The sequence below is a fragment of the Sphingomonas pokkalii genome, from assembly GCF_003096275.1.
Classification (GTDB): domain Bacteria; phylum Pseudomonadota; class Alphaproteobacteria; order Sphingomonadales; family Sphingomonadaceae; genus Sphingomonas; species Sphingomonas pokkalii.
Window position 1 is genome coordinate 3,449,032 of sequence record NZ_QENQ01000001.1, and the last position, 24,173, is coordinate 3,473,204.

Below are 24,173 nucleotides of genomic sequence, written 5' to 3' on the forward strand. Positions count from 1 at the left end.
GAATACCTCCCCCGCCGATCGGGCGGGGGAGGAAGACCGGATCAGTCGCGGCTCGGTTTGCCCACGCCGGTATATTGCAGGCCGGCCCGCTCGAGTTCGGCCGGCGGGTAGATGTTGCGCAGATCAACGAGGATCGGCGACTTGAGGCTGTTCTTGATGCGGGTGAGGTCGAGCGCGCGAAACGCATCCCACTCGGTCACGATCACCAATGCATCGGCACCATCGGCCGCCGCATAGGGATTCGCGACGAACTCGACGTCGGTCAGCATCTTGCTCGCCTGTTCGACTCCCTCGGGATCATAGGCCTTCACGGTCGCGCCGGCATCCTGCAGCGCGGCGATGATCGAGAGGCTCGGGGCGTCGCGCATGTCGTCGGTGTTGGGCTTGAAGGTCAGGCCGAGGATGCCGACGGTCTTGCCGCGCACGTCGCCGCCCATCGCCTTGATGACCTTGCGGCCCATCGCGCGCTTGCGGGCATCGTTCACCTGCACCGTCGCCTCGACGATGCGCAGCGGCGTGTCGTTGTCGGCGGCAGTCTTCATCAGCGCCAGCGTGTCCTTCGGGAAGCACGAACCGCCATAGCCGGGGCCGGCGTGGAGGAACTTGCCGCCGATGCGGTTGTCCATGCCGATGCCGCGCGACACTTCCTGCACGTCTGCGCCGACCTGTTCGCACAGGTCCGCGATCTCGTTGATGAAGGTGATCTTCACGGCAAGGAAAGCGTTGGCGGCGTATTTGATCAGCTCGCTGGTGCGGCGGCCGGTGAACAGGATCGGGGCCGACTGGTTGAGCGAGAGCGGACGATAGATTTCGCGCATCACCTGGCGGGCGAACTCATCCTCGGTGCCGACGACGACGCGGTCGGGGCGCTTGAAGTCCTCGATCGCCGCGCCTTCGCGCAGGAACTCGGGGTTCGAGACGACCTTGGCACCGCTTTCCGGCGCGACTTCGGCGATGATCCGCTCGACTTCGTCGCCGGTGCCGACGGGGACGGTCGACTTGGTGACGATCACGCTCGGCTTGGTCAGGTTCTCGGCGATCTCGCGCGCGGCGGCGAACACGTAGGAGAGATCGGCATGGCCGTCGCCGCGGCGGCTCGGCGTGCCGACGGCGATGAACACGGCGTCCGCGTCCTTCACGCCCTCGGCAAGGTCGGTGGTGAACGAAAGGCGCCCGGCCTTGACGTTGCTGGCGACCAGGGCGTCGAGGCCCGGTTCGTAGATGGGCATCACATTCTGGTGGAGCAGCTCGATCTTGCGCGCGTCCTTGTCCACGCAAACGACTTCGTGGCCGAAGTCGGAGAAGCAAGCTCCTGAAACCAGGCCTACATAGCCCGTGCCAATCATCGCAATGCGCACGATTATCCCCTGTGGCTCAATGACCGTTACCAGTCGGTAACCAGGGCTCTTAGCGCAACTTGGCCACACGGCAAGCCATTGCAGTGCAGCAAATGCCCCCCGGGCGGGACGAGCCGAAACAAAAAAAGGCCCGCGAAACGCAGGCCTTGCATCTTCGTCCTGTGCCAGGCCGGCGAACCTTTCCGCCGGCCTGGCGATCATTCTTTAGACCGGACGGATTTCGGTGCCGGTTGCGCCATCTTTGAAGAAGAGGGTGATGAAGGTCATTTTATGTTCTCCCATTTCTGCGCTGTTACGCGCAAGTCATTTCGTTAACGAAAAATTTACGATTCTACAATCCGGGAATCTGCGGAGCGTCAAAAAGCCGCGTCGGCGCGCAGAGCCTTGTTTACCAAGTTTTGATACCATCCCGTTAGACAGGTCGGGTGACGGCATTCCGTGGGCGTTGCCGCGCTTCGAACGGGGTGTATGGGGCGCAAAACCGCGCGGAATGCCTTGCTGGTCAGATTTTTCGACTCGGACCGGTGGCGCTTCCGGTTGTGCTGCATTATCCCTTTCGCAGCCGGAGCAAGGGGCGGGAGAGCATCGGTGCAATATGGCTGGAACGTCTCGATCTTGTGCCGCGTGCTCAATTTCGAGACAGTACGCCGAAATTTGGGGCGCGAACGCCTGGAGCGGGCGGTCGATGATGTCGTGGAGGGCGTGCTTTCCGCTTCCCTTCCGCTCGCCATCGTTTCGCACGGCCGAGGCCTGCTGGAATTCAGTGGCCGGCGGCAGGATTTCGACGCGGCGCTCGACGTCGTTCACGCCGTGCGGGCGCAGGTCCTGGCGGGGGAGCAGTCGCTTGCCCTGCCGGCGCGGATCGACTTCGAGTTCGGCATGGCGGCCGGACCCGAGGGAGAATGCGATCCGCTGCAACTGGTGGAGGCGGCGGAAGCTGCCCTTGCCCGTGCCCGGGAGGAAGGCGGGCTGGCCACGATCGACCTGTCGCGCGATGACCGCGTGGTCGATCGCCTGATGCTGATTCACGATCTGCCGCGGGCGATCGAACTGGGTGAAATGGTGCTCCACTATCAGCCGAAGGTGCATGTGCGCCGGCAGGCGGTGGCGAGCGCCGAGGCGCTGGTCCGCTGGAATCACCCGGTACGCGGGCTGATCCTTCCTGGCGACTTCATCGCTGCTGCCGAACAATCGGGCCAGATCGCTCCCTTGACGCTTTGGACGCTGCGGCAGGTGATCGCGGATCAGCAGGCGATGGCCGCCGCCGGACACGATCTGCCGTTGTTCCTCAACATCTCGGGGATGCTGCTCGCCGATTCCGATTTCGTTCGCGAGGCCTGCGCGATCATTACGGCGCATCCGCAGGCGCGGCTGGGCTTCGAGATCACGGAGACGGCCGTGATCCGCGATCCCGAATGCGCCATCCGCCACCTCCAGCAATTTGCCGACCATGGCGTAGCGCTCGCCATCGACGATTATGGCGCGGGCCTTTCTTCGCTGGCCTATCTCAAGCAGCTTCCCGCGAAGGAGCTGAAGATCGACAAGATGTTCATCACCCAGCTCACCTCCAGCCATCGCGATCCGCTGATCGTGCGATCGACGATCGATCTGGCCCATGCGCTGGAGATGGAAGTGACGGCCGAAGGGGTCGAGACGCCGGCTGCGCTGGCCCTGCTGAGCGTGATGGGATGCGACCTGGTGCAGGGGTATCTGATCTCCCGTCCCGTGCCGCTGCCGGCGCTGATCGCCTATCTCGGGGAACAGGAGAGGCTGGCGGAGACCCTGTCGAGCAAGCCGATGTTTCTGCGTTCCGAAGGCTTCTGGAAGCGCGTTTGAGGCCGCGCCTGCCTTTGCGGGTGCCGATGCTCTGCCTGAGCCTGTCTCTGGCATTCGCGCCGTTTCCCGCCGGGGCTGAGGATCTCTCGATCCCGCGTGCGATTCAGCCCGCGCTGGTCGAGGCGAAGGCCCATCTGGTCGAACAGCCGCTGGCGACCATCCCGCTTGCCGACGAGATCGAGCGGTTCGGCCACAGCGTTGCCGATCCGGATCGGCGCGCGGTATTGCTGGGGACGGCGGACTGGTTGCGCGCCGAAGTCGCGCTTCGCACCAACAGGCTGGCCGACGCCGACCGTCTGCTCCAGCGAGGGCGGCAATCGATATCCGCGGTCTCGCAGCCGACCAAGCTGCGTGGTGACATCCTCATGTCGCTGGGAACGCTGTTCCTGATGCAGGACAGGGCGGCAGATGCCCTGGGGTCGTTTCAGCAAGCCTATCGCGCCTTTGACGCCATCCACGAAACCCGCAGCCAATCGATCGCCCTGCAGAATATCGGAGCGCTCTACAGCTCTGCGCATGACGGCAACCGGGCAGAGCGCTATTACAAGCAGGCGGCATTGATCCATGGCGACGATCCGCTGCTTTCCCTGGCGCTGCACAACAGCCGGGGCAATGTGTTGCTGGACCTGCGCCGCTACCGGGAAGCGGAGGCCGAATATGAAGCAGCCGCTTCCGCCGCACGGAAGCTGGGCAAGCCGATCCTTGAGGCGCGGGTTCTGGACAATCTTGCCCGCAACCAGATCGAGTCGAACGAACTTCTCGGCGCGCGCAAGACGCTGAACCGGGCGTTTCAGCTTGTCGACGGCGCGGATACGATCGGGCTGACCCGGCTGCTGAACGCCACGGCCGCGAAGCTGGCGCAACGCCAGGGCGACCTCCAGCGCGCTGCGGCCTTGATCGGGAAGACGTTCGCCGGGGTGAATCCCGAACGGACACCGCCAGATTTTCGAACGCCGCACCTTTTCGCCTACAGCATCTACCGCCAGCTTGGCGACGACCGCCGGGCGCTGATCCACCTCGAAGCGTTGAAGCGCCTGAGCGACGAGGCAGCGAAGGTCGCCACCACCAACAGCGCCGCGCTGATGGCCGCCCGCTTCGATTACGCCAATCAGGAACTCACCATCCAACGGCTGACGACCGAGCAACTCCGCAAGGCGGCCGAGGTGCAGCGCACCTTGTTTCTGTTGATTGGCGGGGCGACGATGGTGGTGATTGCGCTGCTCACGCTGGGCCTGATCACAATCCGTCGGAGCCGGAACCAGGTGCAGGCCGCCAATGCGGTGCTCGCCAGCACCAATGGCGCGCTGGAAAAGGCATTGCAGGCCAAGACCGAGTTCCTGGCGACCACCAGCCATGAGATCCGCACGCCGTTGAACGGGATTCTCGGCATGACGCAGGTGATGCTGGCCGATTCGGCATTGGCCCCGGCGGCACGCGAACGCGTGCAGGTTGTGCATGGTGCGGGGCTCACCATGCGGGCCCTTGTCGACGACATTCTCGACGTCGCGAAGATGGAAACCGGGAACCTGACGGTCGATCCCGTGGCGATGCAACTTTCGCCGCTGCTGCACGACGTGGCGCAGCTTTGGACCGAGCAGGCGCGGACGAAGGGCATTGCGTTCCATCTCGACATCGGCACCGTGCCGGATTGGATCGTCAGCGATCCGGGCCGGTTGCGCCAGGTGATCTTCAACCTCCTTTCCAATGCCATCAAGTTCACCGCCGCGGGGAGCGTTTCGCTGCGTGCGGCAACCATCGAGTCGCCCGCCGCGCCCGATGGCGGGCGACTGGAGATCGCGGTGCAGGATACGGGGATCGGCATTCCGGCCGAGAAGCTGGAGGAAATCTTCGAATCGTTCCGCCAGGCCGATTCGTCCACGACCCGCGAATATGGCGGTACCGGGCTGGGGCTGACGATCTGCCGCAATCTCGCGCATGCGCTGGGCGGCGATATCCGCGTTACCAGCGCGGTGGGAGAAGGATCCTGCTTCACCTTGACGCTGCCGCTTTCCCGCGCGGAAGCGCCGACGCCGGCGGCGCCATCCAACGCTGCCGCGATGCTGATCGTCGAGCGAAACCCTATCGTACGGGCAATGCTGCGCCGGCTTTTCGAGGCGCAGATGGGCATGGTTCACGCCGTCGGCACCGTCGAGGAGGCGCTGGACGTTGCCGCATCGGGCATTACTGCCGTCCTGATCGATGATGATGTCTTGGGTGATCCGGACAATGCATTGGAAATATTGAGGAAACTGAGAAGGCTTCTTCCGTTCTCGGCCATAGCGGTGCTCGCGGGCGATGCAGGGGAAGAGAAAGAGATGCAGTTTCTGGACGCGGGCGCGACGCAGGTGATAGACAAGCCGATTGCGGGGGAGAGGCTCGTCGCGTTGGTGGCGCCGCCTTGCCCGCAGGTTCCAGATGGCGTCGGGAAAGACCCGCTTGTTTCCCAAGCGGCCTAGGGCGATAGCACACCACGAAATGAGATATTCGGTCGCAACACGCGTGGATACCGGGATGGGCAAGGCCCGATGAACATCCTCTTCATCGAGGATGATCCCATGAACCGACGGGTCGTCAAGGACATGCTCGATGTAGCGGGCGCCACCATGGCGGAAGCGGCGTGGGCAGAGGAGGGGCTTGCCCGCATCGATGCGGAGGCGTTCGACATCGTGCTCGTGGATCTTCGGATGCCCGGTACCGATGGGTTCGAAACCATCCGCCGTATCCGCGGCAGGGCGGATACCAAGGCCGCGCTGCCGATCATCGTGGTGACGGCGGATACCGCGCTGGATCTCCGCGAACGCTGTCTCGCCATCGGCGCGGACGACGTGCTGTTCAAGCCGGTGGCCATGGATGCCTTGTTCGATTCCATCGGGCGGGTGCTTGCCGGACGGGCAGGCGCCATGATCGGCGGATAATCTCGGCTTCGACCGGCGTCGCGGCGGGGCCGGGAAGCCCCCGGCCGAGCCGCTGTCGGGGAGGGGCGGGCGCGATCAATCCTCGGTGATCTGGCTATGCCGGGCCGTATCCCGCATCGCGAGATAGACGACCAGCGAGATGCCGATCATCGTCGTGACATACCAGTAGAAGCCGCGTTCCCAGCCCTGGTGCTTGAACCACAGCGCGACCGACGGCGCCGTGCCGCCGAAGAGCGCATTCGCCAGGGCATAAGGCAGCGCGACCCCCAGCGTGCGGATATGGGCGGGGAACAGTTCCGCCTTCACCACGGCGTTGATCGCGGTGTAGCCGGTGACGATCAGCAGCGCCGCGACCATCAGCCAGAACGCCGACCAGCCGTCGCGGACGCCTTCCAGTGCCACGAAGATCGGATAGGTGAACAGCAATCCGAGAACCCCGAATCCTATCATCAGCGGCTTGCGCCCGATGCGATCGGACAAGGCGCCGGCCAGCGGCTGCACCAGCATGAACACGAACAGCGCCGCGGCATTCACCCGCGTGGTCGCAGCGTCGGACAGGCCGGCGGTGTTCTTCAGGAAGGTGATGGGGTAGATCGTATAGGCGTAGAAGGCGAGCGTGCCGCCGGCGGTGAGCAGCAGCACCAATCCGGCCTCGCGCGGGTGGTGGCGGAACAAGGTGAAGAAGCCGGAAGATGCCTGGCGATCGCGCTGGGCGAAGCTGGGGGTTTCGGCCAGGCGCCGCCGCAACCAATAAACCAGCAGCGCCAGCACGCCGCCGAGCATGAAGGGCAGCCGCCAGCCCCATTCGCGCAGCGCGGCTTCGGGCATCACCGCCTGCAGCAGCAACAGGACGAGCAGCGCCGTCAACTGGCCGGAAATCAGCGTGACATACTGGAAGCTGGAGAAGAATCCGCGGTTCTTCCGCCCCGCCATTTCCGAGAGATAGGTGGCGCTGGCGCCATATTCGCCGCCCAGCGACAATCCCTGGAGCAGTCGGGCCACCACCAGCGCGGCAGTGGCCGCCCAGCCGATGCTGCCATAGCCGGGGGTAAGGGCGATGACCAGCGAGCCTGCGCACATCAGCGTCACCGACAGGCTGAGCCCCGCCTTGCGGCCATGGCGGTCCCCATAGACGCCCATCAGCCATCCGCCGATCGGCCGCATGAAGAAGCCGATCGCGAAGACGATCCAGGCGTTCAGCGTCTGCGCTGTGCCAGGCGCGAAATAATGCGGCGCGAGATAGGCGGCGAGTGCGGCGTAGGCGTACCAGTCATACCATTCGACCAGGTTGCCGGCCGATCCGCCGAGAATGGAGCGCAGCCGATCGCCGCGGCTAAGCTGGGTGCCAGAGGAATCCACCATCTCCCGGCTATAGCAGAGCGGTTCGCGGCGGGAATGCTGTGATATTTCGGCGACACGACGCAACTGCCGCGTCGCGCCCACGCTTTCGCTTGAAGAATCGCCTGCGCGCTGGTAGGAGGCCCGTTCGACGCCGTAACTATGGTTTCGGCGGCCCCTTTCTATTGAGTTTTGATTCGGAGTTGTACGGCCTCATGCAAATCATCGTTCGCGACAATAACGTCGACCAGGCGCTGCGGGCGCTCAAGAAGAAGCTGCAGCGTGAGGGCGTGTATCGCGAGATGAAGCTCCGCCGTCACTACGAGAAGCCCAGCGAGAAGCGTGCGCGCGAGCGCGCCGCCGCGGTTCGCCGCGCGCGCAAGCTCGAGCGCAAGCGCGTCGAGCGCGACAGCGCCCGCTAAGCTGCGGCAGGATGGGCGCGAGCACGCGCCCATCCCTTTTCTGTTTTCTTCCATGAAGGGGCCCATGCCCCTGCCGGAGTCCGATCATGTCGGTTACCGCCGTTCCGCTCCAGCCCGTCAAGGGCAGCTACAAGCTCTGGATCTGGTTGGGGGTGCTGGCGGCGATCGCTACCGCGTTCGCGCTCGCCTGGGCGGGTACGCGTACCGCCGTGGTATCCCGCTATGATGCAGATGCGTTCATGGCTTGGCACAAGGGCCAGCCGGGTGTGCAGACCACGGCGTCGGGCCTGCAATATCAGGTGATCGAAGCCGGTAGCGGCGCGACCCCGCAGGATCAGGACGGAGTCGTTCTGGAAATCCGCGGCGTGCTCCGCAACGGCAAGGAATTCCAGCCGAAGGCGCCGATGCGCTTCCAGATCGGCCAGCAGCAGATGATTCCCGGCTTCACCGAAGGCGTGAAGCTGATGAAGAAGGGGGCGCATTATCGCCTGTGGCTGTCGCCGAAGCTGGGCTATGGCGCCATCCCCGGCGCGGCCGACGAACTCTCGGACCAGGTTCTGATCTTCGATGTGAAGATGGAGGAACTGGTGCCGGCGGCAGTGATCCGTCAGATGATGCAGCAGCAGGGCGCGATGCCCCAGGGCGAAGCGCCGGGCCAGTAAGCCGGCACGACACAAGCGTTTCGAAAAGCCCGCCCGCGGTTTCCGCTCGCGGGCTTTTTCGTGTCCGCTCAACTGGTGACGGTGAGGAAGCGGCGATCGGCGGGGCCGTCAATGCATAATGCGGTCAACGTGCCGCTGGCAAAGGCGCCGGTATCGATGCCGATGCGATTTGGCCGTTCCTCCGGGGTGGTGCTGATGCTGTGGCCGTGCACGACCATCACGCCATGATCGGCCTTGCTGGCGAGAAACGGTGCGCGGATCCAGCGCAGATCCTGCGGCTGTTGATCGGCGATCGCGATTCCGGGGCGGATACCGGCATGGACGAAAAGATAGTCGCCCAATGCGAAGCGATCGCCCATCGCCCGCATCAAGGCCAGATGTGCTTCGGGAAGACTGGCGGCGAGCAGCGCGCGCGCCTGATCGGGCGGGACCGCGAGCAGGTCCGCCGCCGCCAGCCCGTAGCTCTCGATACATTCCTGGCCACCGAAACGCAGCCATTCCGCCAGCGAATCGCTGTCGCCATCGAGGATCGCGAGCAGCATCTCCTCGTGATTGCCGGCGAGAATCGTCAGCGTCGGATCGCTTTCCCGCCGGGCGACCAGCAGATCGAGTACGCCGCGCGAATCGGGGCCGCGATCGATCAGGTCGCCGAGAAACAGCAGATGCTCTTCCTCGCGCGGATCGGCGCGACGCAGCGCATCGACGGCCTCCAGCATCCGTTCGAGCAGATCCCGCCGGCCATGCACATCGCCCACCGCGATCGCGCGCACGCCCTCCGGTATCGTGAAGGCGCGCGGCCCACGCCGCCGAAACAGGGAGGAGAACAACGTCACACGGCAGAGCTAGTCCCCGGCGAGCCGGGCGGCAACCGCGCAGGCGGCGGGCGCCTCGTGTGCCGCCTGCCGCCATTCCGCGCCGATGCTGGCGCGCCGGAAGGTGCGTTCGAGGGTGCTTGCCGAGGCGATCGGCATCACCGAATCCAAACTTTCGCTGCTCAAATCGGGCAAGGTGAAGGGGATGCGCTTTTCCACGCTCGCGGCGATCTGCTGCTACCTCCGTCGCGAGCCCGGCGACATCTTCGGCTACACCTAGGCAGAGAAGGATCTGCGATCGGAATCGGGGGACGGATAGCGCCTATGGAGGTACTGATGTGTTGAAGCTGTTGCGTATCAGCGCTGCGATCCGCGATGCGGCCTGGCCGTCGCCGAACGGGCTATGGGCCTGGGCCATGGCTGCATAGGCCGCCGGCTCGTCCAGCAGCCGGCAGACTTCTTCGACGATGCGATCCGTGCACGTGCCGACAAGACGGGCGGTGCCGGCGGCAATGCCTTCCGCGCGCTCGGTCGTTTCCCGCAGCACCAGCAAGGGTTTGCCGAGCGCGGGCGCTTCCTCCTGCACCCCGCCCGAATCGCTGAGCACGATATCGGCCAGTTCCAAGGCGCGGATGAAGTGCGGATAATCGAGCGGTTCGGTTCGGACGATCCGGGGATGGGCGGGAAGCAGCGTATCCAGGACGCTGCCGATCACCGGGTTGGGATGGACCGGAAAGAGGACGGCGACATCGGGCCGCGTCGCGATCCGCGCCAATGCCGATGCGATCGCGGCGATGCCCGCGTCGAGATTCTCGCGTCGATGGCTGGTAACCAGCACGATGCGCTGGCCGGCAAGGGCGCGGGCGATCCCGGCGAGCCCTGCCGCGAGCGAGGGATCGGCCCGAATCCGCTGCCGCGTTTCGAACAGGGCATCGATCACCGTGTTGCCGGTGACGTGGATGTTCTCGCTGGCGATGTTCTCTGCGCGAAGCGCGGCAGCGGCCGCCCGGGTGGGGGCGAAATGCTGATCCGCGAGCGCGGCGATGATCCGCCGATTCGCTTCCTCCGGCCAGGGCTGAAGTAGATCGCCTGACCGCAGCCCTGCCTCGACATGGCTCACGGGAATACGTCGATAATGCGCGGCGAGCGCGCCCGCCATCGCGCTTACGGTGTCGCCTTGGACGATCACCCGATCCGGTTGCGCACGATCCAGCTCTGCGCCGATAGCCAGCAGCAATCGCGCCGACAGGCTGTCCAGCGATTGTCCATGCATCATCAGGTTTAGGTCAATATCCGGGCGAATGCCCGCGATACCAAGGACTTGGTCCAGCAGCCCGCGATGCTGGCCAGTAACGCACGTTACGGTTTCGAGTTCCGGACTGTTTGATAGTGCGCGAATTACAGGGAAGAGTTTGATCGCTTCGGGGCGTGTGCCAAAGACAATGAACAGCTTTTTCCGTATCCGCCCCATTGGCCTAGCATAGCGCGGGGATGCTGGTGAACGAATAGGGTTAGCAACCGTTTGCTACATTCGTGGGGTGACGCTATGCCGCACTGCACCCAATTTTCGATCCGAGGGGGTTATGACGATCAAGCCGCTGCGCAAGGCCGTGTTTCCGGTTGCCGGACTCGGCACCCGATTTCTGCCCGCTACCAAGGCCATGCCGAAGGAGATGCTGCCGGTGGTCGATCGGCCACTGATCCAATATGCCGTGGACGAAGCGATCGAAGCCGGAATCGAACAGATGATCTTCGTCACCGGTCGCGGCAAATCCGCGCTCGAAGACCATTTCGACATTGCCTACGAACTGGAAGCGACCATGGCCGCCCGCGGCAAATCGCTGGAGGTGCTCGATGGCACGCGGCTGAAGCCGGGCAACATCGCCTATGTTCGTCAGCAGGAGCCGTTGGGCCTGGGCCATGCCGTATGGTGCGCGCGCGATATCGTCGGCGACGAACCGTTCGCCGTGTTGCTGCCGGACGATTTCATGTTCGGCACGCCGGGCTGCCTGAAGCAGATGGTGGACGCCTATAACAAGGTGGGCGGCAACCTGATCTGCGCGGAGGTCGTGCCCGACGACCAGACGCATCGCTATGGCATCATCACGCCCGGCACGCACGACGGCGCATTGACCGAAGTGAAGGGCCTGGTGGAAAAGCCGGCACCGGGTACCGCGCCGTCGAACCTGTCGGTGATCGGCCGCTACATCCTGCAACCGGAAGTGATGCGCATCCTGGAGAACCAGGGCAAGGGCGCCGGTGGCGAGATCCAGCTGACTGACGCGATGCAGCAAATGATCGGCGACCAGCCCTTCCACGGTGTGACCTTCGAAGGCACCCGCTATGATTGCGGCGACAAGGCGGGCTTCATCACCGCCAACATCGCCGTCGCGCTCGCGCGGCCCGATCTTGCCCCGGCCGTACGCGCCTTTGCGGAGAAGGCGCTGGCCTGAGGCGGGCGCCTGGCGTGCCGGTTCAGGCGGGATATTGTTCCAGATACCAGCGGACGAAGGCGGCGACGCCTTCGTCCGGCGTGGTAGAAGGCGTGTAGCCGGTAAGCCGGCGCAACAGATCGGAGGATGCCTCCGTGGCGTGGACGTCCCCGGCCTGCATCGGCAGGAGGTTCTTGATCGCGCTGCGCCCCAGTGCCTTTTCGGCGGCGGCGATATAGTCCATCAGCGGCGTCGGCCGGCCCGCGCCGATATTCACGATGCGGAAAGGCGCTGCGGGCGACAGGCTGTCGCCTTCAACCGGAGTGTCGCCGGGTACGGCGTCGACCAGGCGAACGATCGCTTCGGCGAGATCGTCGATGAACGTGAAATCCCGCACCATGTCGCCGTTGTTGTAAACGTCGATCGGTTCGCCCGCGAGGATCGCGCGGGTGAATTTGAACAGCGCCATGTCGGGCCTGCCCCAGGGGCCATAGACGGTGAAGAAGCGGAAGAACGTCATCGGCGTACGGAACAGATGGCTGTAGCTGTGGCCCATCAGCTCGGTCGCGCCCTTGGTGGCGGCATAGAGGCTCATGGGCGTGGCGGTGCGCTGGGTTTCGCCGAACGGCATTTCCGTGTTCGCGCCGTAGACCGAGCTGGTGGATGCGGCGAGCAGGTGGCGCACCGGGTGATGGCGCGCCAGTTCGAGCAGGTTGAACGTGCCGACGATGTTCGCGCCGACATAGCTGGCCGGCTGCTCGATGCTGAAGCGCACGCCGGCCTGGGCGGCGAGGTGGATCACCACATCGGGCTTGAAATCGGCCCAGGCGGCGGCGAGCGCCGGCTGATCCTCGATCGAGAGGCGCGCCAGGCGGAAATTCGGATGGTTCGCGAGGATGGCGTTCCGCGCTTCCTTCAGCGCGACGTCATAGTAATCGGAGAAATTGTCCACCCCCAGCACCGTCGCGCCGGCCTGGAGCAAGCGGCTGGCGGTGTGGAAACCGATGAACCCTGCCGATCCGGTGACGAGCACGCGCGGGGCGGAGGCGATCGGTTCGGGCATGAAGATTCCTGTCGGTTGATGGCGCGCCACGCAGTAGCGTGCTCTCCTTACCGGAGCGTTCCTTTGCCGCAAGCGGGGCAGCCGGGATCCTTCGGCAACTGGAGCGAGCGGAAGCGCAGGGCCAGCGCATCGACCAGCAGGAGCTTGCCGGCGCTGTCCTCGCCGAACGCGGCGATCGAGCGGACCACCTCGAGGGCTGCGAGGCTGCCGAGGATGCCGGTGAGCGCGCCGAGCACACCCTGTTCCGAACAGCTCAGGCCCTCGCGCTCGGGATCGGCGCCGACGAAGCAGCGATAGCAGGGCTTATCCGCTTCCCAGCCACGATAGGTGCCGAGCTGCCCTTCGAACTCGGCGACGGCCGCGGAAATGAGCGGCACCCGCGCCGCAAGCGCGGCATCGGCAACGGCAAGGCGCGTGGTGAAATTGTCCGTACCGTCGAGCACGACGTCATGGCCCGCGATCAGGCTCGCTGCGCTCTGGGCATCGAGCCGCTGCGAATGGGCGGTGACGGCGACGTTCGGATTGATCGCGGCGACGCGCGCGGCGGCGGTTTCGGCCTTGCCCGCGCCGATATCGGCGGTGGCGAACAGCACCTGTCGCTGGAGGTTCGAGCGATCGACACGATCATTGTCGACGATGGTCAGCGCGCCCACCCCGGCGGCAGCGAGATACTGGATCGCGGGGGCGCCGATGCCGCCGGCGCCGATGACCAGCACGCGCGCCGCTTTCAGCCGGGCCTGCCCTGCGCCGCCCAGATCGCGCAGGATGATATGTCGGGCGTAGCGTTCCAGTTCCTCGTCGGAAAGCGTCATTTCGGCCAGACGAAGGTGACGGTGGTGCGATACCATTGATCGGCCGACGCCGTGCGTGGCAGCAGGTTGCCGCGCGCGGCGCCGGCGACCATCGCCGCGGCATATTGCTCGACGGCGGGGCACTGGATCGCGCGCGGCACGGTGGTGCGGATATTATCCTGTGCATCGACCAGCACGGCGACGTCGATGCTGAGGGCGAGGCCCGGGCCGATCGCCAGCGCGCATTTGCGGGCGACGACTTCCTTTGCAACGAAGGTCAGCATCTCCGGGGTGATCACGGGCGGCGTGCGATAGGGCAGCGGCGCCAGCGCCGGCCAGTCGATCGTGCGGACCTGCCCGCCGGTGAGCGCGAGCGCCAGGGCAAAGGTGGCGATCATCGCCCAGTCGAGCCGAAGCCGCCGGCACCGCGTGCGGTCTCGTCGAGGCTCGCCACTTCGTCGAGCGCCGCGTGCTGGACAGCGGCCGGCACCAGTTGGGCGATGCGGTCGCCACGGGCGATCGCGAAGTCATCGGTGCCAAGATTGGCGAGTATCACCTTGATCTCACCGCGATAATCGCTGTCGATCGTGCCCGGCGTGTTGAGGCAGGTGATGCCGTGCTTGAGCGCGAGCCCGGAGCGCGGACGGACCTGGACCTCATAGCCGGCGGGGATCGCCATGGCGAAGCCGGTGGCGACGGCATGGCGCGCACCGGGGGCGAGCGTCAAATCCTCCGCGGACACGACATCCATGCCCGCGGCGCCATCGGTGGCGTAGCGGGGGAGGGGCAGGTTCTCGCCATGGGGCAGGCGCTGGATCGCAATGCGGATCGGCGGCAGCAAGGTCAGCCTTTCGTAGAAAGCGCGGAGGCGAGCCGGACCGTGGCCGCCAGCACTTCGGGATCATTGAGCAGATCATGTCCCCGCCCGGGGACGATACGCAGATCGGTGGCGATGCCCCGAAGTGCAAGGGCTTCGGCATAGGCGCGGGAAAGCGGCGGTGGCGTGATCCTGTCGTCGGCGCCGACCAGTACGGCCGCGCGCAGGCCGGGCATCACCCCGCCGGCGGTCTTCAGCGGGTCGAGGCTGGCGACCGGGCTCGCCCATGCGGCGCCAGGCTGCTGCTTGTGCATCGCCTTGCGCCATTCCGGCAGCGCGCAGGGACAGCCGACCAGTACCATCGCATCGATCAGCTCGGGCCGGATCCCGGCGATATCGGCGGCGATCGCCGCGCCGCCAGAATCGCCGACCAGGATCAACCGGGCGCTGGCGAAGCGCCGACGGAGGACACCGATCGACTGGGCGACCGCTTCGATCCGCTCCTGGGTGTAATCGTCGCCGAAGCCGAGGCCTGCCTGGCCCGGCGACTGATTGCCGGCCGCATCGCCATAGCCGGGCCGGAGCAGCGCCACCGCGGCGCTCTTCGGAATGGTCCGAGTCGCGGTTTCGGCGAAGCGATAATGGTCGCTTCGCGCGCCCGGTCCGCCATCGCCATGGAGGACCACGACCAGCGTGCGCACGCTATCCGGCGTGGTGGCGCCGAAGCTGCGCGCGTGGAGGTTGAGCGTCGGCGCCGTCCGGGTGGCGGCAGGCGGCGTGGCCATGGGGCCGGTGCAGCCGGCCAGCAGGGCGAGGGGGGCGAAGATGCCCACGCCAAGGCGGCCGCCAGCAGGCGGCGTCGGCACGCCCGGCGTCTCAGAGCGCATCGGCGATCCGTTTGGCGAGGCGGCGGGCGACGTCCGCTTTGGACGCGCGTTCCCAGGATTCGACGCCTGCGGCGGAAACGAGATGGACGGCATTGGCTTCACCTCCCATCACATCGCCCGAAACATCGTTGGCGACAATCCAGTCGGCGTTCTTGCGCGCACGTTTCGCGACAGCATGTTCGATTACCCGTTCGGTCTCCGCCGCAAAGCCCACGACGAGCTGCGGCCGGCGCGCACCCTGCGCGACGCCGGCAAGGATATCAGGATTCTGCGAGAGATGCAGGAGGGGCGCGGCATCGCCCTTTTTGAGCTTCTGCGCGGCGGCTTCGACATGCCAGTCGGCCACCGCCGCGACCATCACCGCGGCATCGGCAGGGAGCGCGGCATCGACCGCGGCGGCCATTTCCCGCGCCGTCTCCACATCGATCCGCGTGACGCCGGACGGCGTCGGCAGTGCCACCGGCCCGGCGACCAGCGTGACCCGCGCGCCGAGCGCGGCAAGCGCACCGGCGATCGCGAAGCCCTGCTTCCCCGAGGAACGGTTGGCGATGTAGCGCACCGGATCGATCGGCTCATGCGTGGGGCCGGCGGTGACGAGGACATGTTTGCCCGCGAGCCGTGCGTCGACCGGCGCCAGCGCCTGCTGGATCGCAGCGAAAATCGCTTCGGGTTCCGGCAGGCGGCCGGGGCCATATTCGCCGCAGGCCATCGCGCCTTCGTCCGGCTCCAGCACCGTGACGCCGTCGGCGCGCAGTTGGGCCACGTTGCGGCGGGTGGCGGCGTGGGTCCACATCCGCACGTTCATCGCCGGCGCGGCGAGCACCGGCTTGTCGGTGGCGAGCAGCAACGTGGTGGCGAGGTCGTTGGCGATGCCGCCGGCCATGCGGGCCAGCAAGTCGGCGGTGGCGGGCGCGACGACGATCAGATCGGCCTGGCGACTGAGCTGGATATGGCCCATCTCCGCTTCGTCCTTCAGATCCCACAAGGTCGTGTAGACCTGGTTTTCGGACAGTGCGGCGAGCGTCATCGGCGTCACGAAATGCTGGCCGCCTTCCGTGAGGACGCAGGTGACGCCGATGCCGGCCTTGCGACAAAGGCGGACGAGCTCGCACGCCTTGTAGGCGGCAATGCCCCCGCCGACGATGAGCAGGATCCGCTTCATTGCACCACCGTTGTAACCGTGATCCGCCGCCTGTCGAGCGCGCGGTGCCACAAATCGCTGAGCGCATCGGGCGCGAACACCAGGCCGGCAAGCGCGGGCGGCGCGACGAGCAACGCCCAGTAGAAAGTATCGAGTCGCGCGAAGACGGACAGCGCCGTGCCATAGGCGACCAGCAGCGCGAACATGCGCAGGCCAAGCGGGTCGTCCCAGCTTGCCCAGCCGACCAGCGCCAGCCCGACGAGCACCGCGCCCAGCGCAAGCGGCAGCGACTGAAGGGCGGTGGACGTAACCAGCGCCCGAACGAAGAAGCCGGGCCCGTTGAACGCCGCCCAGCCCGCGGACCGCAGATCCAGCGGTCCAGTAACGCCGCGGACGGCATGGGCGTGCAACGCCAGCGCGCCGGCGAACAGCAGCAGCGCCATGCACCAGCCCATTGCTTCGGCACGGCGATTCTCCCGCCAGGCGAAGGCGAGCATCACCAGCGCATAGAGCGCGGCGGTCTCGCGGATCAGCATGGCGGCGAGGCCCAGTGCGATCGCCTCCAGCGCGCGGCCGGGACGGCGAAGCGCCAGCGACAGCGCAACGAACAGACCCGCCCAAACTTCATGGAACAGCGCCAGGCCCGGCTGGAAGAAGGCGAGCATCGAGGCTGCGAGCAGGAGCACCAGCACCGCCCGGGGGGCGATGCCCACAAGGGCGCCGCCCAGGCGGGCGGCCCAGGCCGCCGCGGTGCCGGTCGCCAAGCCGAGCAGCAAAAGGATGCTGACCCAGCCCGGCACCGCCGCCTGCACGACAGCGAGCGCCGGCAGACGCATCGTGAGGAACGGGTGGAGCGGATAGCCACCGGCGCGCATCGCTTCGCTGGCGGCGACATAATAACCATCGCCACCCTTCATGCCGGCGACGACGCGCTCATACAGGCCAAGATCGGTCATGTGATCCGCCGCGCGTGCGCCCGCATCGCCATCGCCGGCAAGCGACGGCACCGCCAGCGCCGTCAGCGATGCCAGCAGCAGCGCCAGCACTGCGACCCAGGCCAGCCGCGCGCGGCCCCGCGACAGGGCGGCGAAGCGGCTCGGCTGAAGGGTCCAGACGCGGCGCGTGCGCGCGGTCATGCCAGCAGCAGCGTTCCGACCACGCCGGCCGCCGCGGCGAGCAGCGCGACGAGCGCATAGCGCCAGCCGCCGCCGACGCGCACCACCTGGATCTCGCGCAAGGGCGGTTCGGGCGGGGCACCGCCGGGGGCGGGAAAGCGACGTTCGATGTTGCGGACCAGCTCGGGCAGCCGGGCGAGGGTGCGCAGATCCTCGATCAGGCGATCGGCGACCTTGGCTTCGGGGCCCAGCTCGGTGCGGATCCATTCGCGGACGAACGGTGCCGAGACATCCCACAGGTTGATGTCGGGATCGAGCGAGCGCGCGACGCCTTCCACCATCACCATCGTCTTCTGGAGCAGCAGCAGATGCGGCTGCGTCATCATGTCGAAGTCGCGGGTGATCGAGAACAGGCCGTCGAGCATCCCGCCGATCGACATTTCCTTTACCGGCAGGCCGCGCATCGGCTCGCCCACCGCGCGGAGCGCCGTGGCGAACTCGGCGACATTGTGGTGGGCGGGGACGTAGCCCGCCTCGAAATGGATTTCGGCGACGCGCTTATAATTGCCGGTGATCAGGCCGTAGAGGATCTCGGCCAGCCACACCCGGGCGCGGCGATCGATGCGGCCCATGATACCGAAGTCGATCGCGGCGATGCGGCCGTCGGGCAGGGCGAACAGATTGCCCTGGTGCATGTCCGCATGGAAGAAGCCCTCGGCGATCGCCTGGCGGAGGAAGGCCTTGATCAGCTTGCCCGCGAGGCCGGGCATGTCGTGCCCCGCGCGGACCAGGGCGTCGCGGTCGCTGAGCTTGATGCCATCGATCCACTCCAGCGTCAGCACCTTGCCGGTGGTGCGCTGCCAGTCGATCTGGGGGACCATGAAGTCCGGCTCGGCGGTCATGCCCTCGGCGAGTTCGGAGGCAGAGGCGGCTTCGCGGCGGAAATCGAGCTCACGCGCGGTCCAGCGCTTGAAGCTCTCGATCACCAGGCGCGGGCGCAGGCGGCGGGCTTCGCCGCCATAGGCCTCCAGCTGGGCAGCGGCCCATTCATAGGTTTCGATCGCGCGGGCGAAGTCGTTTTCGATGCCCGGCCGCAGCACCTTCACCGCGACGCGGCGGCCGTCGGTGGTCACCGCCCGGTGAACCTGGGCGATCGAGGCGGCGCCGATCGGCGTTTCCTCGACCTCGGCGAACAGCGCGGACAGCGGGCGGCCATAGCTGGTCTCGATCCGCGCGCGGATGATGTCGAAGGGGACCGGCGGCAGCGCGTCCTGCAGGCGCAGCAGGTCGTGCGCCGCTTCCTCGCCGACGAGATCGGGGCGCGTCGCGAGCGTCTGGCCGAGCTTGATTGCGGCCGGGCCGATCGCCTGGAAGGCATCGGCATAGGCGGGCACGGCGGGGACACGCGCACCCAGCCGAGCGATTCGGGCGAGACGGCGTACCGGCCGCGGGGTGTTGGCATCGCGCTCGATGCCGCGCAGCGCACCGTGGCGGGCGAGAATGCGGCCCCATTTCAGCAGGCGCCAGGTATGGACGGCGGGCGCGGTCATGCTGTTAGCCCCTCCTCCTCGGAGGAGGCATTGGGGGTGGAGGGATTCAAGAACGCCTGTTGGTCTCGGTGAGACACGGCCCCACCCCAAACCCCTCCCCTGAAGGGGAGGGGCTTACGTGCGCGCACCATCAAATCTTCCAGCCGCTGTGGATCGCGACAAGCCCGCCGAGCAGTGGCTCCACCTTGGTCTGCTGGAAGCCGGCCTCGGCGATCATCCGCTCGAAGCTGGGCATATCGGGGAAGCGGCGGATCGATTCGATCAGATAGCGATAGCTGTCCTCGTCCTGCGCGAGCAGCTTGCCGAGCTTGGGCACCAGCTTGTGCGAATAGGCGTCGTAGATTTCGGCGAAGCCCGGCCATTGGGTGGTCGAGAATTCCAGCACGAAGAAGCGGCCGCCGCGCTTCAGCACGCGGTGCGCCTCGCGGAGCGCTTTGGGAATATCGGTCACGTTGCGGATGCCGAAGGCGATCGTATAGGCATCGAAGAAGCGATCGGGGAACTGCAGCGTCTCGGCGTTCGCCTCGGTCCACACCAGCCCGTCGATCCCGCGCTGCGCGGCGCGCTCGACGCCGACGCTCAGCATTTCCGGGTTGATGTCCGCGACGGTGATCGCGGCGCCGCTCTCGGCCATGCGGAAGGCGATGTCGCCGGTGCCGCCGGCCATGTCGAGGATGTGCTCGCCCGCGCGCGGCTTCACCCGGCGGACGAAGCGATCCTTCCACAACCGGTGCATGCCGCCCGACATGGCGTCGTTCATCAGATCATATTTGCTGGCGACATTCGAGAACACCTCGCCGACGCGGCGGGTCTTGTCCTCAGGGGCGATATCTTCGTAACCGAAGGAGACGGTATCGGGCATGGCCGTGCCTTAGCGGCAGGCGGCGGCCAAACCAAGGGGGCTGAGGGGCAGGTGACATTCGGCCCCGCACTTCCTAGCTGTAGCGCGCGATGCCCGAGCTTCCCGAAGTAGAAACCACCGTTCGCGGTCTGGCCCCCGTGCTGGAAGGGCAGCGGATCGAACGCGTGCTGCTGAATCGCGCGGACCTGCGCCGCCCGTTTCCGGTCGATCTCGGCCAGCGGCTGACCGGCGCCACCGTCACCGGCCTGTCGCGGCGGGCGAAATATGGCCTGATCGCGACCGACCGCGACGACACGCTGATCTTCCACCTCGGCATGTCCGGCCGCTGGCGGATCGACCCGGCCGAGTTGGGCAAGCACGACCATGTCGTGATCGAGACCGGCCGGCACCGCCTGGCGCTGAACGACCCGCGGCGTTTCGGATCGATGGACCTGCTGCCGACCCGCGACCTGGCCGGCTGGCCCGCGTTCAAGGCGCTGGGGCCGGAGCCGCTGGGGCCGGACTTCACCGCCGCGCATCTGGTGGAAGCGTTCCGCGACCGGATCGCGCCGGTGAAGGCGCTGCTGCTCGACCAGCGAATCGTTGCCGGGCTCGGCAACATCTATGTGTGCGAAGCGCTGTTCCTTGCCGGCATCGCGCCGACCAAGCCGGCGGGTTCGATCGGGCGCGCCAAGCTGGAAAGGCTCGTCGCGGCAGTGCGCGAAGTGCTGGCCGCGGCGATTCGCGCCGGCGGCTCCACGCTGCGCGATTATGCCCGGCCCGATGGCGAGCTCGGCTATTTCGCCAAGGAATGGCGCGTCTATGGGCGGGAAGGGGCGCCGTGCAGCTGCGGCCAGCCCGTGCAGCGCCGCGTGGATGCAGGGCGTTCCACCTTCTATTGCGCCAAATGCCAGCGCTGAAAGGTTGACCCGACTCGTCAGAGCCGTTAAGGGGCGCGTCTTTCCGGCGTGGGCTCGCTTCCCCGCCTCACCCATTTCGAGCAGGAACAAGACCGAATGGCGAATACGCCGCAAGCGAAGAAGCGCATCCGTCGTAACGAGCGCCGTGCAGAGATCAACGGGGCGCGCGTGAGCCGCATCCGCACCTTCGTGAAGAAGGTCGAGTCCGCGCTCGCCGCCGGCGACAAGGCCGCCGCCGCCGAGGCGCTGGCTTCGGCGCAGCCGGAACTGGCGCGGGGCGTTGCCAAGGGCGTGCTGCACAAGAACACCGCTGCGCGGAAGTTCTCGCGTCTGAACAAGCGTCTTCAAGCGCTCGCATAACTGTAACTGGTTAGTAATAATCTACCCCGTCGGACGTGTCCGGCGGGGTTTTTCGCGTTCTGACCTGGCCGAGTTTGCTTAATATCTCGGCAAGACCGCGACTCGCGCAAATCCGCGAGTCGTTCCGATTCGCCGGGCCATTTCCTCGCGGTGGCTGGTTAAATATAGGAAATGGCAGCATATTTATTAAAGCCCCACGGATTTCCTAGGGTTCTGGCTGTCAACAAAACTATTTCAGAAACTTTACATCGTGGGGCCTTGCTCGACTCAGTTCGAGCTTCCTACAACAAGCGTCCCGGCCGCAGTGCTGGCCGGGTATCGAGCTCATCGCACGTCCCCCGGGGGCATGACCGGCTGCGAGGAGCCTCAGGTTTCTTTGTTTTTTTCACGCGGAAATCGGTGATTTCCGCGCAGGAGGGGTGCGTCACTTGACTCAGGTTCAACCGCTGGAACGTGGGAACGGGCAGGACGTCGCCAAGGCGTGGGCGCATGTGCGCGCCAATCTGCGTCGTTCGGCCGGCCAGCGCCTGTTCGATCAGTGGCTGAAGCCTGTCGTGCTGGTGGATGGCAGCGATTCGCATGCCGTGCGGCTGGGCCTGCCCTCCGCGTTCCTCACCCAGTGGGTGAAGAACCATTATGCCGACCGGCTGCTGCTGGAATTCCGGGCCGTGCTGCCCGAGGTGCGCAGCGTTTCGATCGAGACGATGGCCGATGCCGGTCAGCGCGTGCTCACCGCCGAGCCGGCGCCGATACTGGCGCAGCGCGCCGAATCGCTGGTCGAGCCGGCGGAGCGCCCGGCGTTCGATTCGCGCTTCACCTTCGATCGATTCGTGGTGAGCGCGACGAATCGCGTGGCGTTCAACGCGGCGCGCGCCGTGGCGATGCCCGGCACGCCGCAGTTCAGCCCGCTGTTCCTCCACGCCGGTACCGGCCAGGGCAAGACGCACCTGATGCACGCGATCGGCCACGCCTTCCTGGAAGCGAATCCGGGCGCGACGGCGATCTACTCGACCGGCGAGCGCTTCATGTTCGAGTTCGTGCAGGCGCTGCGCAACAAGGACACGCTGGCGTTCAAGACGCGGCTGCGCTCGGTCGACCTGCTGATGATCGACGATCTTCAGTTCATCGGCGGCAAGGATGCGACGCAGGAAGAATTTTTCCATACCGTCAACGAGTTCATGAACGCCGGCAAGCGGCTGGTGATCGCCGCCGATCGCGCGCCCCAGGCGCTGGAGGGCTTCGAGCCGCGCCTGGTCGGCCGTCTCGGCGCCGGGCTGGCGGTGGACATCAAGCCGGCCGAGCTGGACCTGCGCCGCGCCATCGTCGAGCGCAAGCTGAAGGACATGCCGGCGGTCGACATGCCGGCCGAGGTGATCGACCTGCTGGCCGCGCGCATCACGACGAACGTGCGCGAGCTGGAAGGCGCGCTCAACCGACTGGTGGCCTATGCCAGCCTGTCGAGCGAGACGATCACGATCGATTTCGCCACCAGCGTGCTGGGCGAGGTGCTGCGCACCAGCCAGCGCCGGATCACGATCGACGAGATCCAGCGTGCGGTTTCCGCCCATTTCGAGGTGAAGCAGCTCGACCTGATCTCGGCCCGTCGTGCAGTGGCGATCGCCCGTCCGCGCCAGATTGCGATGTATCTGGCCAAGCGGCTGACGACGCGCTCGCTGCCCGAGATCGGCCGCAAGTTCGGCAATCGCGATCACTCGACGGTGATCCATGCGGTGAAGCGGATCGAGGATCTGCGCGCCAAGGACGTCGAGATCGACGGCGCGGTGCGCGCACTGATGCGGACGCTGGAGGGATAAGCGGACGACGCATCCTTTTTCTCCCCTCCCTGCAAGCAGGGAGGGGAGCGTTCTTTCCGATTTACGACGGCGCCTACCGCTTCCGCGGAGGCGCCCCGCACGTCAGACCTGCAGCCCTACCGCCTGCTGCGCGGCCTTCAGAGTAGGTGCCGCCAGCGCACTGGCCCGTGCGGCGCCCTTGGCGAGCCGGGCGCCCACTTCGGCACGATCGTTCAGCAGCGCCGTCAGCCGCTCCCGAATCGGGCCGAGCACCGAAATCGTCAGGTCCGCCAGCGCCGGCTTGAATGCGCCGAAGCCCTGGCCGGCATATTCCTCGACCACCGATTGCGGGTCGCGATCCGCCAGCGCGGCGAAGATCGTCACCAGATTACGCGCCTCGGGACGCTCCACCAGTGCATCGAACGAATCGGGCAGCGGCTCGGGATCGGTCTTGGCCTTGCGGCACTTGGCGGCGATCGTGTCGTCGCTGTCGATCAGGTTGATGCGGCTCAGGTCCGAGGGATCGGACTTGGACATCTTCGCATTGCCGTCGCGCAGGCTCATGATCCGAGGTGCTGCCTTGCTGATCAGCGGCTCGGGCAGCGGGAACAGCTCGACCCCGAAATCCTGGTTGAACTTGGTCGCGATATCGCGCGTGAGCTCCAGATGCTGCTTCTGGTCCTCGCCGACGGGGACGTGGGTAGCCTGATAGACGAGAATATCGGCAGCCTGAAGAACCGGATAGGTGAAAAGGCCGACGCTGGCGCCGTCGCGGTTCTTGCCGGCCTTGTCCTTCCACTGGGTCATGCGGTTGAGCCAGCCCATCCGCGCGGTGCCCTGGAGGATCCAGCACAGCTCGGCATGGGCGGGGACGCGCGCCTGGTTGAACAGGATCGAGCGATCGTCGATGCCGGCGGCGAACAGCGTGGCGGCCATCTCGATCGTCGAGTTGGCGAGCTCCTGCGGGGTCACTGTGCCGGTAAGGGCGTGGAGATCGGCGAGGAAGAACAGGCATTCGCCCTGATCCTGCATCGCGACCCACTGCTTGATGGCGCCCAGATAATTGCCGAGGTGGAGATTGCCGGTGGTCTGGATGCCCGAGACGACGCGCATGGGATAT

At 66.3% G+C, this 24,173-nt stretch carries 24 protein-coding genes; 10 read left to right on the forward strand and 14 right to left on the reverse strand.

What is annotated here, in order from left to right:
• Nucleotides 1-41 precede the first annotated feature (41 nt).
• Nucleotides 42-1,358, reverse strand: coding sequence for a UDP-glucose dehydrogenase family protein (locus DD559_RS15815; protein WP_116470035.1), 1,317 nt, complete (start codon nt 1,356-1,358; stop codon nt 42-44).
• A gap of 588 nt (nt 1,359-1,946) precedes the next feature.
• Here DD559_RS15815 and DD559_RS15820 point away from each other — a divergent pair.
• The 3 genes from DD559_RS15820 to DD559_RS15830 all read left to right on the forward strand — a co-directional run bounded on the left by DD559_RS15820 (nt 1,947) and on the right by DD559_RS15830 (nt 6,109).
• On the forward strand, nt 1,947-3,194 hold the full coding sequence (locus tag DD559_RS15820; protein WP_240610297.1) for an EAL domain-containing protein: 1,248 nt from the start codon (nt 1,947-1,949) through the stop codon (nt 3,192-3,194).
• 26 nt (nt 3,195-3,220) lie between these two features.
• Nucleotides 3,221-5,650: an ATP-binding response regulator gene (locus DD559_RS15825; protein ID WP_116470036.1), complete on the forward strand. Its 2,430-nt coding sequence runs from the start codon at nt 3,221-3,223 to the stop codon at nt 5,648-5,650.
• Between the two features lie 69 nt (nt 5,651-5,719).
• Entirely contained in the window at nt 5,720-6,109 is a 390-nt protein-coding gene (locus tag DD559_RS15830; protein WP_116470037.1) for a response regulator, read from the forward strand.
• Nucleotides 6,110-6,184: 75 nt separating this feature from the next.
• On the opposite strand, the gene DD559_RS15835 is transcribed toward DD559_RS15830, so the two are convergent.
• Nucleotides 6,185-7,471 (reverse strand): MFS transporter, encoded by a 1,287-nt coding sequence (locus tag DD559_RS15835; RefSeq protein ID WP_116470038.1) that lies wholly within the window; start codon nt 7,469-7,471, stop codon nt 6,185-6,187.
• 191 nt (nt 7,472-7,662) lie between these two features.
• Between DD559_RS15835 and rpsU the strand changes: the two genes are divergently transcribed.
• Both rpsU and DD559_RS15845 read left to right on the forward strand, forming a co-directional pair.
• On the forward strand, nt 7,663-7,869 hold the full coding sequence (gene rpsU / locus DD559_RS15840; protein ID WP_019368605.1) for a 30S ribosomal protein S21: 207 nt from the start codon (nt 7,663-7,665) through the stop codon (nt 7,867-7,869).
• A gap of 86 nt (nt 7,870-7,955) precedes the next feature.
• The gene (locus DD559_RS15845; protein ID WP_116470039.1) at nt 7,956-8,531 is read left to right on the forward strand and encodes an FKBP-type peptidyl-prolyl cis-trans isomerase; all 576 of its coding nucleotides are present in this window, start codon (nt 7,956-7,958) and stop codon (nt 8,529-8,531) included.
• A 68-nt stretch (nt 8,532-8,599) separates the two neighbouring features.
• On the opposite strand, the gene DD559_RS15850 is transcribed toward DD559_RS15845, so the two are convergent.
• Nucleotides 8,600-9,364, reverse strand: coding sequence for a metallophosphoesterase family protein (locus DD559_RS15850; protein WP_116470040.1), 765 nt, complete (start codon nt 9,362-9,364; stop codon nt 8,600-8,602).
• A gap of 85 nt (nt 9,365-9,449) precedes the next feature.
• On the opposite strand from DD559_RS15850, the gene DD559_RS15855 reads away from it, so the two are divergent.
• Nucleotides 9,450-9,623 carry a helix-turn-helix domain-containing protein gene (locus DD559_RS15855; protein WP_116470041.1) on the forward strand — a complete coding sequence of 58 codons (174 nt, stop codon included), beginning with the start codon at nt 9,450-9,452 and terminating at the stop codon, nt 9,621-9,623.
• A 42-nt stretch (nt 9,624-9,665) separates the two neighbouring features.
• Here DD559_RS15855 and wecB read toward each other — a convergent pair whose 3' ends face one another.
• Entirely contained in the window at nt 9,666-10,814 is a 1,149-nt protein-coding gene (gene wecB / locus DD559_RS15860) for a non-hydrolyzing UDP-N-acetylglucosamine 2-epimerase (protein WP_116470042.1), read from the reverse strand.
• 112 nt (nt 10,815-10,926) lie between these two features.
• Here wecB and galU point away from each other — a divergent pair, with 112 nt between their 5' ends.
• Complete coding sequence (gene galU / locus DD559_RS15865) at nt 10,927-11,796, forward strand: UTP--glucose-1-phosphate uridylyltransferase GalU (RefSeq protein ID WP_116470043.1); 870 nt, start codon at nt 10,927-10,929, stop codon at nt 11,794-11,796.
• Between the two features lie 22 nt (nt 11,797-11,818).
• Here the strand turns inward: galU and DD559_RS15870 are convergent, their stop codons facing one another.
• From DD559_RS15870 to ubiE, 9 genes are all read right to left on the reverse strand, one after another.
• Nucleotides 11,819-12,838 carry an NAD-dependent epimerase/dehydratase family protein gene (locus DD559_RS15870; RefSeq protein WP_116470044.1) on the reverse strand — a complete coding sequence of 340 codons (1,020 nt, stop codon included), beginning with the start codon at nt 12,836-12,838 and terminating at the stop codon, nt 11,819-11,821.
• Between the two features lie 47 nt (nt 12,839-12,885).
• On the reverse strand, nt 12,886-13,650 hold the full coding sequence (locus DD559_RS15875) for a HesA/MoeB/ThiF family protein (RefSeq protein ID WP_116470045.1): 765 nt from the start codon (nt 13,648-13,650) through the stop codon (nt 12,886-12,888).
• Complete coding sequence (locus DD559_RS15880) at nt 13,647-14,027, reverse strand: hypothetical protein (RefSeq protein ID WP_116470046.1); 381 nt, start codon at nt 14,025-14,027, stop codon at nt 13,647-13,649. The genes DD559_RS15875 and DD559_RS15880 overlap by 4 nt, the downstream gene beginning before the upstream one ends.
• The gene (dut, locus tag DD559_RS15885; protein WP_116470047.1) at nt 14,024-14,470 is read right to left on the reverse strand and encodes a dUTP diphosphatase; all 447 of its coding nucleotides are present in this window, start codon (nt 14,468-14,470) and stop codon (nt 14,024-14,026) included. Before dut ends, DD559_RS15880 begins: the two co-directional genes overlap by 4 nt.
• Before the next feature lie 2 nt (nt 14,471-14,472).
• Nucleotides 14,473-15,333 (reverse strand): alpha/beta hydrolase, encoded by an 861-nt coding sequence (locus DD559_RS15890; RefSeq protein ID WP_240610298.1) that lies wholly within the window; start codon nt 15,331-15,333, stop codon nt 14,473-14,475.
• Complete coding sequence (gene coaBC, locus DD559_RS15895) at nt 15,323-16,495, reverse strand: bifunctional phosphopantothenoylcysteine decarboxylase/phosphopantothenate--cysteine ligase CoaBC (protein ID WP_116470048.1); 1,173 nt, start codon at nt 16,493-16,495, stop codon at nt 15,323-15,325. The genes DD559_RS15890 and coaBC overlap by 11 nt, the downstream gene beginning before the upstream one ends.
• Nucleotides 16,492-17,610: a hypothetical protein gene (locus DD559_RS15900; RefSeq protein WP_116470049.1), complete on the reverse strand. Its 1,119-nt coding sequence runs from the start codon at nt 17,608-17,610 to the stop codon at nt 16,492-16,494. The genes coaBC and DD559_RS15900 overlap by 4 nt, the downstream gene beginning before the upstream one ends.
• Nucleotides 17,607-19,139 (reverse strand): 2-polyprenylphenol 6-hydroxylase, encoded by a 1,533-nt coding sequence (gene ubiB, locus DD559_RS15905; protein WP_116470050.1) that lies wholly within the window; start codon nt 19,137-19,139, stop codon nt 17,607-17,609. Before ubiB ends, DD559_RS15900 begins: the two co-directional genes overlap by 4 nt.
• 130 nt (nt 19,140-19,269) lie before the next feature.
• Nucleotides 19,270-20,001: a bifunctional demethylmenaquinone methyltransferase/2-methoxy-6-polyprenyl-1,4-benzoquinol methylase UbiE gene (gene ubiE / locus DD559_RS15910; RefSeq protein ID WP_116470051.1), complete on the reverse strand. Its 732-nt coding sequence runs from the start codon at nt 19,999-20,001 to the stop codon at nt 19,270-19,272.
• An 89-nt stretch (nt 20,002-20,090) separates the two neighbouring features.
• Here ubiE and mutM point away from each other — a divergent pair, with 89 nt between their 5' ends.
• From mutM to dnaA, 3 genes are all read left to right on the forward strand, one after another.
• Nucleotides 20,091-20,900 (forward strand): bifunctional DNA-formamidopyrimidine glycosylase/DNA-(apurinic or apyrimidinic site) lyase, encoded by an 810-nt coding sequence (gene mutM / locus DD559_RS15915; protein ID WP_116470052.1) that lies wholly within the window; start codon nt 20,091-20,093, stop codon nt 20,898-20,900.
• Nucleotides 20,901-20,996: 96 nt separating this feature from the next.
• A complete protein-coding gene (gene rpsT / locus DD559_RS15920; protein WP_116470053.1) occupies nt 20,997-21,260 on the forward strand; it encodes a 30S ribosomal protein S20 in 264 nt (87 codons plus the stop codon).
• Between the two features lie 428 nt (nt 21,261-21,688).
• Nucleotides 21,689-23,074 carry a chromosomal replication initiator protein DnaA gene (dnaA, locus tag DD559_RS15925; RefSeq protein ID WP_116470054.1) on the forward strand — a complete coding sequence of 462 codons (1,386 nt, stop codon included), beginning with the start codon at nt 21,689-21,691 and terminating at the stop codon, nt 23,072-23,074.
• 102 nt (nt 23,075-23,176) lie between these two features.
• Here the strand turns inward: dnaA and trpS are convergent, their stop codons facing one another.
• Nucleotides 23,177-24,166, reverse strand: coding sequence for a tryptophan--tRNA ligase (trpS, locus tag DD559_RS15930; RefSeq protein WP_116470055.1), 990 nt, complete (start codon nt 24,164-24,166; stop codon nt 23,177-23,179).
• Nucleotides 24,167-24,173 lie beyond the last annotated feature (7 nt).